Raw genomic sequence first — 13972 nt, 5'->3', positions numbered from 1 at the left:
TTATTTTGGCTGAAACGTTTCAAGGTACGCCAATATGTTTTCAATTTTCTCCTGATCACTGATGCCCCAGAAAATCATCCGCGTGCCGCTCACCACTTTCTTCGGCGCTTCAATATAGGCGGCCAGTTTGTCGCGGGTCCAGACCACACCGGAGTTTTTCATCGCGTCGGAATACTGGTAATCCGAGGTAGTCCCGGCCGGGCGGCCGATGATGCCGTTGAGCTGCGGCCCGAACCCTCCACGTGCGTCTTCGCCGACACTGTGGCAGCCACCGCAGGTCTTGGCGAAGAGTTTGGCGCCCGCCTCGGCATCGCCGGCGGCAAAGGCCGCCTGGGTATTGAAGATCAGGGCGAGGCTGAACAAGGCGTACTTCATGGGGGACTCCACATCGGCTGTTGCGGGCAATTATGCCTGTTTGTCAGGAGCGCAACCGCGGTTGCCGAGGGCCTTTTTTGCGTGAGTTGCAAACGCAGACATCGTGCAGCACCTGCCGGCAAGTACGCAACCTAGACCCCTTGAAGCACCACCCATCGTTTAAGCGCTATCCCAATCGAACCTATGTCGCCTCGCCCCACTCAACTGACTGAACCCTGATGGTGGAGTAAGGATCATGGCTCAGCCATCGATTTTAGTATTGGAAGACGACGAGATCATTCGGGCGTTGATGGTCGATGTACTGGAAGATTTCGGCGCGCAGGTGACGTCATTTCCTTCAGCAGATGAAGGAATGATCTACCTGGAACGGGGCGATGACCCGGTGGACCTGATTGTCAGTGATATTCAAATGCCGGGTTTGCTCAATGGCTATGACCTGAGCAAGGTCGTGGCGCACCGCTGGCCAACGGTGCAAGTGGTGTTGACGTCCGGCAACACCCACCTGGCGGCGCAGTTGGGCGGCTCGGTACGGTTCCTGCCCAAGCCGTGGAGTACCCAGCACCTGATTGACTGTGTGCAGACGGCGCTGAACCAGCAGGGTTTGGCCATGCATTGATGGCGTTGCGATATCGCTTCAAGCGAACTTCCCCCTACGTCCGTGGGTCCACTGGTGACGCAAGGAGCGACATTTCTGATCCGCCAGTCAGCCTTTTCGCTTTTCGCGTTTAGTCACCGACTGTAGAATCGTCGCCCAATTCGCGCGTCATTCATGGCCGAGAGGCCCACAGTTCGAGCTCACTGAATGCATTCTCAGGCCCATGACGTCGATGCGCCCTCCCTGCTGGAAGCGCTGCGCACAGGCACGGCCTTGCTGCATACAGCACTGGAAAAGCGCCTGCCGTTCTTCTCCGAGCGCCTTGATGCGCAGTGGTATCGGCGCTTGCTCCAGGCGTACTACGGTTTTTATCAGCCCATGGAAGCGGCACTGTATGACAGCGCCTTGATTCCCGAAGGGTTCGATACAGCAATGCGCGTGAAAACACCGACGCTGCTGACTGACCTCTACGCCCTGGGCCTGGATGATCACGCCATCGACACCCTGCCCCATTGCACGCAACTCCCTACGTTCGATACGCCCGCCGCCTGCCTCGGTGCCCTGTATGTACTTGAGGGCGCGACCCTGGGCGGCCAAGTGCTTCGCCGGGAAATGGCTCAGCGCCTGGGTGTGAATGCCGACAACGGCGGTGCATTTCTCAATATCTACGGGGTAGAGACCGGGCGGCGCTGGAAGGATTTTCTTGATTACCTGGGCGACCAGGCGCTGGGCGCGCCGGCAAAACAACACGCCGTGGACGCCGCCCGCTCGACATTCAGCTGCTTTGAGCAATGGCTCGACAGCCAGGAGGTACTGCTATGAAACCCGAAGATTTTGAAGAGCTGCTTGCCAACTGTGCCAACGAGCCCATCCGCTTTCCCGGGGCGATCCAGCCCCACGGTGCGCTGCTGACCCTGTCGGAGCCCGGCCTGGAGATCATCCAGGTCAGCGCCAACGTCGGCACCTTGTTCGGCCATGCGCCCGAAGCGTTGCTGGGCCAGCCGCTGCACAGCTTGATCGGCGCCGAACACGCCCAGGCCGTCAGAGTCATGGCCCAAACCAATACTTTCTTCGACATGCCACCGTTGCACATCACCCTGAACGGCGCGGACTTCGAAGGCTTGCTGCACCGCCACCAGAATGTGCTGGTGCTGGAATTCGAGCCGCGGCTCCAGGATTTCCGCCCGCGCGCGGTGAACGGTCGCACCAGTAACCTGGGCAAGATGCTGCAACGTTTGCAGGCGGCGAAAACCCTGCAGGCGCTGTACGAAATCAGCGTGAATGAAATCCAGGCCATGACCGGCTACGACCGCGTGCTGATCTACCGTTTCGAAGACGAAGGTCATGGCCAGGTAATCGCCGAAGCGTCGGCGCCGTCCATGGAGCTTTTCAACGGCCTGTTCTTCCCCGCATCCGACATCCCGGAGCAGGCTCGCGAGCTGTATCGCTCCAACTGGCTGCGCATTATTCCGAACGCGGCCTACGAACCGGTACCGCTGTTGCCCACGTTGCGCCCCGACACCGGCCAGCCGCTGGACCTGAGCTTCGCCACCCTGCGCAGTGTGTCGCCGATTCACTGCCAGTACATGCAGAACATGGGCGTGCTGTCGTCCATGAGCATCTCGCTGATGAGCGGCGACAAGCTCTGGGGCCTTATCAGCTGCGGCAACCGCGAACCTCTGCTGGTGCCCAATGACCTGCGTATCGCCTGCCAGACTATTGGCCAGGTGTTGTCGTTGCAGATCAGCGCCATGGAAGCGCTGGATCTCAGCCGCCAGCGTGATGAAAAACTCGACGCCCTAGCGCGGTTGGGTCAAGCCATGAAGGCGTCTGAAGTCGGCGTGTTCGACGGCCTGGCTCAACAACCGCAATGGCTGATGGACCTGACCCTGTCCGGCGGCGTGGCGATCATCGAAGACAAACAATTGCACCGTTACGGCAACTGCCCGGAGCCGGCGCAAATTCGCTCGCTGCACAAGTGGCTGCAGCAGAGCGCCGAGCCGGTGTTTTCCAGCCATAACCTGGTGTCGGTGTACCCGCCGGCCGCCGCGTTCCAGCAGGTGGCCAGCGGCGTGCTGGCCATGAGTCTGCCTAAACCGGTGGACAACGGCGTGCTGTGGTTCCGCCCGGAAGTGAAGGAGAACACCCAGTGGAGCGGCGATCCGAAAAAGCCGCTGGATCTGGAAAACTCCGACGCCGGTCTGCGCCTTCGCCCACGCACCTCGTTTGAAATCTGGAAGGTCGAAATGGCCGGCATCTCCACCAAGTGGAGCCACGGCGACCTGTTCGCCGCCAACGACTTGCGCCGCTCGGCCCTGGAAAACGACCTGGCCCGCCAGGTGCTGCGCGAACAACAAGCCGTGCGCGCCCGTGAAGAGCTGGTGGCGGTGGTGTCCCATGACCTGCGCAACCCGATGACCGTGATCTCGATGCTCTGCGGCATGCTGCAAAAGGCCTTCAGCTCCGATGGCCCGCATACGTCACGGCGGATTTCCTCAGCCATCGACACCATGCAGCAGGCGGCCGGGCGCATGAATGTGCTGCTGGAAGACCTGCTCGACACGTCGAAAATCGATGCCGGGCGGTATGTGGTCAAGCCGGTGGCGCTGGATGTCAGCCAGATGTTCGAAGAGGCCTACTCCTTGCTCGCACCGCTGGCGTCGGAGAAAGGCATTGACCTGTCGTTCAACGCCGAGCCGGGCCTGCAGATCAACGCCGACCCGGAGCGCCTGTTCCAGGTGCTGTCGAACCTGATCGGCAATGCCATCAAGTTCACCCCGCGCCAGGGCAATATCGGCATCAGCGCCATGAACAATGGCGAGGAAATCGTGTTCTCGGTGCGTGATACCGGCGAAGGCATTGCGCCGGAACAACTGCCTCATGTGTTTGATCGTTACTGGACCCAGACCGAAAACAACCCCACCGGTAACGGCCTGGGGCTGTACATCACCCAAGGCATCATTCACGCCCATGGCGGCAAGATCGTTGCCGAGAGTGAGGTGGGCCGGGGCAGTGAGTTCCGGTTTACTGTGCCCAGGGTGGTTGAAGACTCGCATACCTGATGCGGTTGCCGGTAAAACTTATACCGGCAATATCACCACCGCTTCCAACCCGCCGCCCTGGCGCTCGGCCAGGGTCAGGGTGCCGCCATGTTCCAGCACAATCGCTCGTGCGGTGGAGAGCCCAAGCCCGACGCCGCCGGTGCTTTTGTTGCGTGAGCCCTCCAGGCGATAGAACGGCAGGAACACGTCCTCAAGGTGCTCCTTCGATATGCCCGGGCCACGATCCAGCACCCTGATCACCACCTCACCCTGCTTGTGCTGCAACTCGATCTGCGGTGCCGTGCCGTAGTGGATGGCATTGTCCATCAGGTTGGTCATCACCCGCTTGAGGCCCAGGGGCCGGCCGAAGTACACCAGGCGGGGCGGGCCGTTGAAGGTGAGATCGATGGCCTGGTCGCGATAATCGTCGATCAGGGTTTGCAGCAATTCCGCCAGGTCCAGTTGGGTAGCCTGTTCCAGGCGCGCGTCGTCGCGGAAAAACTCCAGGGCGGTGTTGATCATGGCCTGCATTTCATCAACGTCGCGAAACAGTCGCTGCTGCTGGTCGGTGTCTTCGATGAATTCGCCGCGCAGGCGCAGGCGGGTCAGCGGCGCGCGCAAGTCGTGGGAGATAGCGGCGAGCATTTGGGTGCGATCCTGAATGAAGTGCCGCAACTGCGCCTGCATGCTGTTGAACGCAAGAATGGCCTGGCGGATTTCGTGAGGCCCCACCGGCTCGATGGGTGGCGCGCGAAAGTCGCTGCCAAAGCGCCGCGCACCTTGGGCAAAGTGTTGCAGCGGGTGGGCCAGGCGACGGGTCGCTACCAGGGTAACCAGTGCCGTGGAGATCAGCACCAGCAGCACCACGATCAGGCTGCGCGGTCCATCGTCCATTCCCCAGCTGCGAGCGCCGGTGCTGAACATCAGCCAGGAGCGATCGGCCAGTTGCATCAACAGCACGTACTGGCCGTTGCCGTCGGGCCAGTCGGCTGGCCCATAGACTTCCATGGGGCGCATCGGGCCTTCAAGCAGGTGCTTGAACACCTTTTCACCCGTGTTGAAGTCCGGGTCGGTGAGCACCGGCAGATCAAACGCCGTTCGCTGCGCTGCCCAGGTCACGCTGAAAGACCTGTCCCCCATCACTTGGACAAGATGCGGTCGTTGTGACGGTTCGGACGCCTCGACCACACGCACCACCATAGCGACTTTTTCCAGCAGGCCGGTTTCAGACAACGGCGGCCTGGCCCATACCCCGGCCAATTGCACGAACAAGGCGTTGAACGCCAGCGCGGTGATCATCGCGACCAGCACGGTGAGCGCGATCCAGCGCGCCACCGTGTCGTGTGGCCGCCTGCTCATGAGCGTGTCACGCTGGCGGTGAACTGGTAGCCGCCGTTGCGCACGGTGCGGATCATCGCCGGGCGCTTGGTATCGAATTCCAGCTTGCGGCGCAGGCGGCTCACTTGCACGTCGATGCTGCGGTCGAAGGCATCATGGCTATGGCCGCGCGCCAGGTTCAGCAACTGTTCGCGGGTGAGCACGCGTTGGGGATGCTCGACGAACACCAGCAGCAGGTCGAACTCGCCGGATGACAGCGGGATCATCACCTGGTCGGGCGAGCGCAACTCGCGGCGGGTGAGGTCCAGTTGCCAGCCGGCAAAGCGGATCAGCGGGCGCGCGGCCTCGCCCATCGGCGGACGGTTCTCACCCGCCCGGCGCAATACCGCACGCACCCTGGCGAGCAGTTCGCGGGCGTCGAAGGGTTTGCTCAGGTAATCATCGGCGCCCATTTCCAGGCCGACCACACGGTCGCTGAGTTCGCCCATGGCAGTGAGCATGATCACCGGCGTGGCGTATTGCTGGCGCAAGCGCTGGCACAGCAGCAGGCCGTTGTCGCCGGGAAGCATCAGGTCGAGGATGATCAAGTCGGCGGGCCGGTGCTCCATGGCCGACCACAGCTCGGCGCCACTGGCGACGGTCTGCACCGAATAGCCGTGTTGCAGGAAAAATTTCTTCAGCAGGGCGAGGACTTCAAGGTCATCGTCGACGATTAACAGGTGGCTCACCGGCAGGCTTCACTGGGCTGGGACAAGGCGCCATCTAAAACTATTCGACGCGGCCCGTCATATATTTCAACCGTGCAATAAAGCGTCAACAGCGCAATAAACCGGACATCTTTGCGCAAGGCGCCCATGCCAGCATCGGCCTCCTTTTTGCGGAGACTGCGCCCATGCACTCATTGACCTCCCCCCGGCATCTGGCCCGCCAGGCCGTGCTGTTACTGACGATGTCTTACCTGACCGGCTGCGCCAGCCCGGCCCCGGTAACCCCCACCACCCGCTGCGCGCAGGTGGACCACCCGGTGTATGACCCGGCCGAACCGGTCAACCGCGGGGTGTTTGCGTTCAACCGTGCGGTGGACGATTACGCCCTGGCGCCTGTAGCGCGTGGTTACCGCTACCTGCCGGATTTTTTCCAGCAGGGTGTGCATAACTTCGCGAGCAACTTCAGTGAGCCGAAGGTGTTTATCAACGACCTGCTGCAAGGCAACCCGCGGCGTTCGGTCAATACTCTGGGGCGCTTCGCCGTGAACACGACCGTGGGCGTGGTCGGGCTGTTCGATGTGTCGGACCGCCTGGGCATCCCACGTCACACCGCCGACTTCGGCCAGACATTCGGTGTGTGGGGCATGGGCAACGGCCCCATTGTCGAATTGCCCTTGCTGGGCACCAGCAACAGCCGGGATGCGGCGGGCAAGGTCTTGAGCTTCCTGGTGTCGCCACTGGGGAACAGCGATACGGTGCAGACCCTGGGCACCATCAGCCTGGTCGGCGGTACGGTGGATACACGGGCGTCACTGTTGCCGCTTACCGACAGCCTGCAAAAACTGCCGGATTACTACAGCGCATTGCGTAACGTGGTGGCGCAAAACCGGGCTGCTTTTGTGCGTGAAGGCCAGGAAGGCGCGACATCCGCGGCACTCGAGGGTTGTGCGAACAAAGCCTCGGATGATTTTTAAAACGCGCTCACAATGGGAGTCATATCTTGCAGCATGACGTTTATCGCCGACAGGCTTCGGAGCCTATAAGTTTGGGTTCACTTCGCTCCTGAAGGTGAAGTGATCCTCTACTTATAGAAGGAAATATTCATGCTTAGCGCTATCAACCACTCACTGGGCAGCTTTCATTACCAACCCCTGCAGCAGGATGCTGCGGAGCCCCAGCGCAGGAAGCGCAGCATTGACGAAACACAAGTGAACGTCGCTGACTCTGGACGCACGGGGAATAACGATCGACGCACAAACCGAGGTGGGATGGACAGTCTGGGTCGAGGCAACGTGCTTTAACCATCTGCGTACGACGGGCAGTGCACGGCCCTTCGTACCGTCATTCTTAACAAAACCATGACATTCCCTGAGTTAATCTTGCCGGTTCAATCCAGCCTGGAATCCTTGCCTGCATGCCGCACAACGACACACTGCCCGACGTACTCGCCGGCCCACTGCTGAGGCGTCTCGAACCTCGGCGCCTGGTGTTGTGGCTGGTGGGAAGCCGTGCACTGGAATTGAAGCTGAAGTTGCATCTACCCACGCAGACACTGGAGATCAACCTGGACAGCTGCCAGCTTGTCCCCGTCGGTCGCCAGGCGTTTATCCACCTGATCGATGTGCCTCTGGACGACGCGCTGCCGCTTGACGTGGTGATCAGCTACGACCTGCTGGTTGGCGACGCCGGCATTGCCGAATGGGCACCGCACCTGCTGTATACCAACACCCAATACCCCAGTTTCGTATTGCACAGCCGTATCCACCAGTTGGTGCATGGTTCATGCCGCAAACCCCATCACAGCGCCGACGACGGCTTGCTGTGTGTCGACCGCCTGCTGGCCGGTGCCAGGACCCCGGCCGACCGCCCAGCCTTGCTGATGATGAGCGGCGATCAGATCTACGCCGACGACGTGGCCGGGCCGATGCTACGCGCGATACACGCGTTGATCGCGCGCCTGGGCCTGTTCGATGAGTACCTGCAGGGTGCCGTAGTCGATGACAGCGCCAGCCTCTACGGCCACAGCGCCAGCTATTACCATCGCGCCGACTTGCTGCCGGCGCTGGACAGCAACGAAACCCTGCGCGAACGCTTCTTTGGTGGGGTAAAAAAGCCGATCTTCACCAGCAGCACCGCCGATAATCACCTGGTGACCTTCGCTGAGGTCATCGCAATGTATCTGCTGGTGTGGTCGCCGACGCCTTGGACACTGATCTCGCCCGTGCCTGCGCAACTGAGCGCAGAACGACAGCAACGCTACGCACGCGAACAGGTGCAGATCGACCGATTCCGCGACGGCCTGCCCGGTGTCGCGCGGGTCTTCGCTCACTTGTCGACGCTGATGATCTTTGACGATCACGACATTACCGACGACTGGAACCTGAGCGCCCAATGGGAAGAGACTGCCTACGGCCATCCATTCTCCAAGCGCATCATCGGCAATGCCTTGCTTGCCTACCTGCTCTGCCAGGGCTGGGGCAACCAACCGAATGTGTTTGGCGAGCTGATCGGCCAAACCCAGGCGCTCACTGCCAAGCCCCAAGGCAACCACCTGGACGCCGCCGCGCAGGATGAACTGCTCGAAGCGCTGCTGAAATTCCAGCGTTGGCATTACGTGCTGCCCACCACGCCCGCCCTGGTGGTGCTCGACACCCGCACCCGCCGTTGGCGCAGCGAGTTCACCCTCAAGCAACCGTCCGGCCTGCTGGACTGGGAGGCCTTGAGCGAACTGCAACAGGAACTGCTGGACCATCCCTCAGCCATTATCGTCTCGCCCGCCCCGATCTTTGGCGTCAAGCTGATCGAGACCGTGCAGAAAATCTTCAGCTGGTGCGGCCATCCATTGCTGGTGGATGCAGAAAACTGGATGGCCCATCGCGGCGCCGCCCAGGTGATCCTCAATATCTTCCGTCACTCGCGCACGCCGGGTAACTACGTGATCCTCTCGGGTGATGTGCATTACTCGTTCGTCTACGAAGTGCTGATCCGCCATCGCAACGCCGGCCCGCGCATCTGGCAGATCACCAGCAGCGGCATCAAGAACCAATTCCCGCCGCGCCTGCTGGAATGGTTCGACCGCCTCAATCGCTGGCTCTACTCACCGCGCTCCCCCCTGAACTGGTTCACCCGCCGGCGCACCATGCAGGTGGTGCCGCATATTCCGGAGCACGCCGAGGCCGGCGAACGCCTATGGAATTCGGCGGGGATTGGCCAAGTGTTTTTCAACGAGCAGGGCCAGCCTGAGGCGATTTACCAGCACAACGCGGATGGGAGGGAGCGGACGAGGATGGTGGCGCCGAAGTAATCTTTCTTACAGGCTTGAAACCAAGTTCACACTAACCCCACAGATCCCCCTTAACCTTCTGCTTTTAAAAGAATTTTTCTGAAAAGATTCAATACCTCGTTTCCTCGAAAAAAGTGCCAGGCTCTGACCACTCTTCGCGATAAGTCTTATCAATCGCCGATGGCCACATGAACCTTTTTTGGTACACTCACCTGTGAACAACATACATCTGGTGTTGAACGTTGCTTTTTATCGAACCGAGGCTGGTAGCGAGCCAGTACGTGAATGGCTGATGGAGCTGCCAAGGGAAGAACGAAAACTCATAGGTATCGACATTAAATCCGTCCAGTACGGATGGCCACAGGGGATGCCTTTGGTTCGAAAGCTTGAGCACCGGCTCTGGGAAATCAGAACCGACCTCGGAAGCAATATTGCACGGGTCATCTTTACTTTGGCTGACTGCGAAATGGTGTTACTGCATGGTTTCATCAAAAAGAGCCAGAAAACTCCTTTGGTAGAGTTGGATACCGCACGGCGTCGCAAAAGCTTGCTATGAGGAACATCACGTGAACAAGCATATCGGTTCAAATTTTGACGACTTTCTGAACGACGAAGGGCTCATTGAGGAAGTATCTGCAGCCGCGTTGAAACGCGTTATCGCCTGGCAACTGGGAGAAGCGATGAAGGCTCAGAAAATCAGTAAAAAAGCGCTGGCTGAGCGCATGCATACCAGCCGCACCGCAGTAGACCGGGCGCTCGATCACAACGACGCCGGCATGACTCTAGCGACCTTGGCCAGTGCGGCAAGAGCCTTGGGTCAGCGGGTGGAAGTCAGGCTTGTACCTTACCCAGACGCAAGACCACCCGTCACCTGACGTGCTGCATACCAGACGGTTCCGGGCCACCAGAGCTAATCGCAACATGCCCTGAATCTTTAGCCGTACATCTGCCCCTATTCAAAGCGCCCAAGTCCCGATGTACAGTAGCCCCAGCCACGGAGTATCGGCGACAACAGGGGCAGGCCTTGAGTGCCTGCCCACGCAAGGAATGCGCAGATGGACGATACCTCCGACACAAATCCGCTGAAGCAGGATTTCTCTCACTTCAACGCAGACATGCTGCACACCGTCCTCGAACTGGTCAGTGACGGGATCTGGGATTGGAACGCCAATACCGGGTTCGTCTACCGTAACCCCGGCTGGTACGAAATGCTGGGCTATCACCGCCATACGCTGGAAAACAGCGTATTCACTTGGGAGAGCGTGATCCATCCGGAGGATTATCCCCAGGTGATGAAGCGGTTCGACGACTACATCCACCGTCGCGCCCCCTATTACCAGGTCGAGTACCGCTGCCGCAAAAAGGATGGCAGCTACCTATGGATCGAAGACCGGGGCTACGTGATTGCGCGCAATGCTGACGGCTCGGTGGCACGCATGGTGGGCGCCCACCGCGATATTCATAGCAGAAAATGCTCCCTCGAGCAGTTGGAGCGACGCAACCAATCCCTCGAGGCCCTGGTAGCCGAACGCACACGTGAGCTGTCGCGGGTCAATCGGCAGTTGCAATTGCAGCTTGATGAAAACCGCTCCCTGGCCGAACGAGATGCCTTGACCTTGGTTGCCAACCGCTACCGCCTGGAAAAAGTACTGCTGGAAGAGAGCGCCCGCGCGCAGCGCTTTCGCCTGCCGCTGGCTCTGATTGCGATAGATGTCGATGACTTCAAGCCGATCAATGACCAGCACGGCCATGGAGTGGGTGACCAGACGCTGGTTCAGTTGGCAGAGTGCCTGGAAAGCTGCGTTCGCCCGGGTGACCTCTTGGCCAGATGGGGTGGCGATGAATTCATGCTGGTCCTGCCCAAGACTTCCTTGAAGGCCGCAAAGGCACTGGCGCAGAGCATCCGCCAGGCACTAAGCAACCGCCCGCACACGGGCGGTTTCAAGGTTACCGTGAGCCTGGGCGTGGCTGAACGCCGAATGGATGAATCCCCCGCCGACCTGATGGCGCGTGCCGATCAGGCGTTGTATCGCGCCAAGGCGGCGGGGAAGGATGGCGTGTCGGAATAACGCCTCGCGCTGTTATCGCACCGGCGGCGCGTACTGGATACCGCCGTTGTTCCAGAGCGCATTCAGCCCGCGCTTGATCTTCAGCACGCTGCCCTGGCCGATATTGCGCTCGAATACTTCACCGTAGTTGCCCACCTGCTTGACGATCTGCACCACCCAATCCTTGCGCAGTTTCAAGTCCTTGCCATATTCGCCATCAGCACCGAGCAACCGCGCAACGTCAGGATTGCGGGTGGTCTTGGCCTGCTCTTCGACATTCTGGGAGGTAATGCCCATTTCCTCGGCGTTGAGCATGGCAAACAAGGTCCATTTGACGATGCTGAACCATTCGTCATCCCCCTTGCGCACCAACGGCCCCAAGGGTTCCTTGGAGATCACTTCCGGCAACACCACGAACTCATCCGGGTGGGCCATCTTGATGCGCTGGGCGTACAGGCCCGACTGGTCGGTGGTCAGCACGTCGCATCGCCCGGCTTCCAGGCCCTTGGCGCTTTCATCGGCGGTGTCGAACGTGATGGGCGTGTACTTCATGCCGTTGGTGCGAAAGTAATCGGACACGTTGAGTTCGGTGGTGGTACCGGCCTGGATGCACACCGTTGCGCCATCCAATTGCTTGGCGCCGGTGACGCCCAGCTTGTTGTTCACCAGAAAGCCGATGCCGTCGTAGTAGGTCACGCCGGTGAACACCAGGCCCATGCCCGAATCACGGGAGCTGGTCCAGGTGGTGTTACGTGAGATCAGGTCGATCTCACCGGACTGCAACGCAGTGAAGCGTTCCTTGGCCGTCAATTGCGTGAACTTCACTTTCGATGCATCGCCGAACACGGCAGCGGCTACCGCATGGCACACGTCCACGTCGATACCGGTCATCTTGCCCTTGCTGTCCGGTACGCCGAAGCCCGGCAGCCCGTCACTGACACCACATTGGATGAAGCCTTTTTTCTGGATGGCCTCCAAGGTCGCACCCGCCTGAGCGGTGCCCGCCACCCCAAGTACGGCGGTTGCGCCAATCGCGGCCAACGTTGTTTTGAATAGGTTCATGCATGGCTCTCCCTGTCGTTCCTTGTTATTCGGCGCCCCGCAGCCCGCGCCGGTTTAGAGTGCTGCCGGGCAGTATTGACGGGTTTTCATTTCAGCCGCAAACGACCTTTAGGCAAGAGCTCCTTCCGATTTGGAATGACCCGGCGACTTTATTTCGTTTGCGACAGGGACGGGCGCCCGGCTTAGATAAAAACACGCCCGCCACTGCCGAGTCGCCGATTCATGAGCCGCGAAACCATCAGCCAGTCGATTTCCATCGTTCACCCCATCAGCCTCAGCCACGGTAAAAATGCCGAGGTCTGGGACACCTCGGGCAAACGCTATATCGACTTTGTAGGCGGCATCGGTGTGCTCAACCTCGGCCATTGCCACCCCGGCGTGGTGGAGGCGATTCGTGAACAGGCCACTCGGCTGACGCACTACGCGTTCAACGCTGCCCCACATGCGCCCTACATCGAGCTGATGGACCGTCTGACCGCGTTCGTCCCGGTGGACTACCCAGTCAGCGGCATGCTGACCAACTGCGGCGCAGAGGCTGCGGAAAATGCGCTGAAAATCGTACGCGGCGCCACCGGTCGTACGGCGGTGATTGCGTTTGACGGTGCCTTTCATGGGCGCACCCTGGCCACCCTCAACCTCAACGGCAAGGTTGCGCCCTACAAGCAAAAGGTCGGCGTACTACCCGGTCCTGTGTATCACCTGCCCTACCCCAGCGCTGATAACGACGTGAGCTGCGCCGAGGCGCTGAAAGCCATGGACCGGCTGTTCAGCGTGGAAATCGACGTCAACGATGTGGCCTGTTTCATCATTGAGCCGGTGCAGGGCGAAGCAGGGTTCCTGGCATTGGACCGTGAATTCGCCCAAGCCCTGCGGCGCTTTTGTGATGAGAAAAATATCCTGTTGATTGCCGATGAGATCCAATCGGGCTTCGGCCGTACCGGCCGGCGCTTTGCCTTCTCGCGCCTGGGGATCGAGCCGGACTTGATCCTGCTGGGTAAAAGCATCGCCGGCGGCGTGCCGCTGGGCGCAGTCGTTGGGCGCAAGGCGCTGATGGACAACCTGCCCAAGGGCGGCCTGGGTGGCACCTATTCCGGCAACCCCATCGCCTGTGCGGCGGCATTGGCCACGCTGGATGCAATGACCGACGGACACCTGAAAGCCTGGGGCTCACACCAGGAAGAAGCCATCGTCAGCCGTTATGAAACCTGGCGGGCCCAAGGCCTCACGCCCTACCTCGGGCGCCTGACCGGCGTCGGCTCCATGCGTGGCATCGAGCTGGCCAACGCCGATGGCACCCCTGCGCCAAACCAACTGGCCCAATTGCTGAGCCTGGCGCGGGACGCCGGCTTGCTGCTGATGCCCAGCGGCAAGGCTCGGCACATCGTCCGCTTGCTGGCACCCCTGACGACAGAGCCTGCGGTATTGGAGGAAGGGCTGGATATTCTTGAAACGTGCCTGAAGCAGTTGGTCTAGTCGCCAATGCCTGCGCCTGACAAATCTCCCTGTAGTGAGCGGGCTTGTCG

Annotated in this window: 13 protein-coding genes; 9 read left to right on the top strand and 4 right to left on the bottom strand. The window is 60.4% G+C overall.

Annotated elements, in window-relative coordinates; genetic code table 11:
* Positions 1-375 (bottom strand): cytochrome c family protein, encoded by a 375-nt coding sequence (locus H0Z09_RS14875; protein WP_186691241.1) that lies wholly within the window; start codon positions 373-375, stop codon positions 1-3.
* 235 nt (positions 376-610) lie between these two features.
* Between H0Z09_RS14875 and H0Z09_RS14870 the strand changes: the two genes are divergently transcribed.
* The 3 genes from H0Z09_RS14870 (at position 611) to H0Z09_RS14860 (ending at position 4032) form a co-directional block, all read left to right on the top strand.
* Positions 611-991: a response regulator gene (locus tag H0Z09_RS14870; RefSeq protein WP_186691240.1), complete on the top strand. Its 381-nt coding sequence runs from the start codon at positions 611-613 to the stop codon at positions 989-991.
* 186 nt (positions 992-1177) lie between these two features.
* Complete coding sequence (locus H0Z09_RS14865; protein WP_186691239.1) at positions 1178-1792, top strand: biliverdin-producing heme oxygenase; 615 nt, start codon at positions 1178-1180, stop codon at positions 1790-1792.
* The gene (locus tag H0Z09_RS14860) at positions 1789-4032 is read left to right on the top strand and encodes an ATP-binding protein (protein WP_186691238.1); all 2244 of its coding nucleotides are present in this window, start codon (positions 1789-1791) and stop codon (positions 4030-4032) included. The genes H0Z09_RS14865 and H0Z09_RS14860 overlap by 4 nt, the downstream gene beginning before the upstream one ends.
* A gap of 18 nt (positions 4033-4050) precedes the next feature.
* Here the strand turns inward: H0Z09_RS14860 and H0Z09_RS14855 are convergent, their stop codons facing one another.
* Both H0Z09_RS14855 and H0Z09_RS14850 read right to left on the bottom strand, forming a co-directional pair.
* The gene (locus tag H0Z09_RS14855) at positions 4051-5370 is read right to left on the bottom strand and encodes an ATP-binding protein (protein ID WP_186691237.1); all 1320 of its coding nucleotides are present in this window, start codon (positions 5368-5370) and stop codon (positions 4051-4053) included.
* On the bottom strand, positions 5367-6077 hold the full coding sequence (locus H0Z09_RS14850) for a response regulator (RefSeq protein ID WP_186691236.1): 711 nt from the start codon (positions 6075-6077) through the stop codon (positions 5367-5369). The genes H0Z09_RS14855 and H0Z09_RS14850 overlap by 4 nt, the downstream gene beginning before the upstream one ends.
* 164 nt (positions 6078-6241) lie before the next feature.
* On the opposite strand from H0Z09_RS14850, the gene H0Z09_RS14845 reads away from it, so the two are divergent.
* From H0Z09_RS14845 to H0Z09_RS14825, 5 genes are all read left to right on the top strand, one after another.
* Entirely contained in the window at positions 6242-7030 is a 789-nt protein-coding gene (locus tag H0Z09_RS14845; RefSeq protein ID WP_186691235.1) for a VacJ family lipoprotein, read from the top strand.
* A gap of 440 nt (positions 7031-7470) precedes the next feature.
* The gene (locus H0Z09_RS14840) at positions 7471-9360 is read left to right on the top strand and encodes an alkaline phosphatase D family protein (RefSeq protein WP_186691234.1); all 1890 of its coding nucleotides are present in this window, start codon (positions 7471-7473) and stop codon (positions 9358-9360) included.
* A 193-nt stretch (positions 9361-9553) separates the two neighbouring features.
* Positions 9554-9895 (top strand): type II toxin-antitoxin system RelE/ParE family toxin, encoded by a 342-nt coding sequence (locus H0Z09_RS14835; RefSeq protein ID WP_186691233.1) that lies wholly within the window; start codon positions 9554-9556, stop codon positions 9893-9895.
* Between the two features lie 10 nt (positions 9896-9905).
* The gene (locus H0Z09_RS14830) at positions 9906-10214 is read left to right on the top strand and encodes an XRE family transcriptional regulator (protein WP_186691232.1); all 309 of its coding nucleotides are present in this window, start codon (positions 9906-9908) and stop codon (positions 10212-10214) included.
* 180 nt (positions 10215-10394) lie between these two features.
* Positions 10395-11408, top strand: a complete 1014-nt coding sequence (locus H0Z09_RS14825; protein ID WP_186691231.1) for a diguanylate cyclase — start codon at positions 10395-10397, stop codon at positions 11406-11408.
* A 12-nt stretch (positions 11409-11420) separates the two neighbouring features.
* On the opposite strand, the gene H0Z09_RS14820 is transcribed toward H0Z09_RS14825, so the two are convergent.
* A complete protein-coding gene (locus tag H0Z09_RS14820) occupies positions 11421-12449 on the bottom strand; it encodes an amino acid ABC transporter substrate-binding protein (protein ID WP_186691230.1) in 1029 nt (342 codons plus the stop codon).
* A gap of 222 nt (positions 12450-12671) precedes the next feature.
* Between H0Z09_RS14820 and H0Z09_RS14815 the strand changes: the two genes are divergently transcribed.
* On the top strand, positions 12672-13922 hold the full coding sequence (locus tag H0Z09_RS14815; protein WP_186691229.1) for an aspartate aminotransferase family protein: 1251 nt from the start codon (positions 12672-12674) through the stop codon (positions 13920-13922).
* The last annotated feature ends 50 nt before the right edge of the window (positions 13923-13972 follow it).

Source organism: Pseudomonas sp. SWRI18, assembly GCF_014268345.1.
Taxonomy (GTDB): domain Bacteria; phylum Pseudomonadota; class Gammaproteobacteria; order Pseudomonadales; family Pseudomonadaceae; genus Aquipseudomonas; species Aquipseudomonas cedrina.
The sequence above is the reverse complement of the archived record's forward strand: the minus strand, read 5'-3'. Positions and strand labels throughout refer to the sequence as shown.

Excerpts from the sequence above, each read along its gene's own strand:
- H0Z09_RS14875 (WP_186691241.1), bottom strand. The coding sequence starts at position 375 with ATGAAGTACGCCTTGTTCAGCCTCGCCCTGATCTTCAATACCCAGGCG.
- H0Z09_RS14870 (WP_186691240.1), top strand. The coding sequence starts at position 611 with ATGGCTCAGCCATCGATTTTAGTATTGGAAGACGACGAGATCATTCGG.
- H0Z09_RS14865 (WP_186691239.1), top strand. The coding sequence starts at position 1,178 with ATGCATTCTCAGGCCCATGACGTCGATGCGCCCTCCCTGCTGGAAGCG.
- H0Z09_RS14860 (WP_186691238.1), top strand. The coding sequence starts at position 1,789 with ATGAAACCCGAAGATTTTGAAGAGCTGCTTGCCAACTGTGCCAACGAG.
- H0Z09_RS14855 (WP_186691237.1), bottom strand. The coding sequence starts at position 5,370 with ATGAGCAGGCGGCCACACGACACGGTGGCGCGCTGGATCGCGCTCACC.
- H0Z09_RS14845 (WP_186691235.1), top strand. The coding sequence starts at position 6,242 with ATGCACTCATTGACCTCCCCCCGGCATCTGGCCCGCCAGGCCGTGCTG.
- H0Z09_RS14840 (WP_186691234.1), top strand. The coding sequence starts at position 7,471 with ATGCCGCACAACGACACACTGCCCGACGTACTCGCCGGCCCACTGCTG.
- H0Z09_RS14825 (WP_186691231.1), top strand. The coding sequence starts at position 10,395 with ATGGACGATACCTCCGACACAAATCCGCTGAAGCAGGATTTCTCTCAC.
- H0Z09_RS14820 (WP_186691230.1), bottom strand. The coding sequence starts at position 12,449 with ATGAACCTATTCAAAACAACGTTGGCCGCGATTGGCGCAACCGCCGTA.
- H0Z09_RS14815 (WP_186691229.1), top strand. The coding sequence starts at position 12,672 with ATGAGCCGCGAAACCATCAGCCAGTCGATTTCCATCGTTCACCCCATC.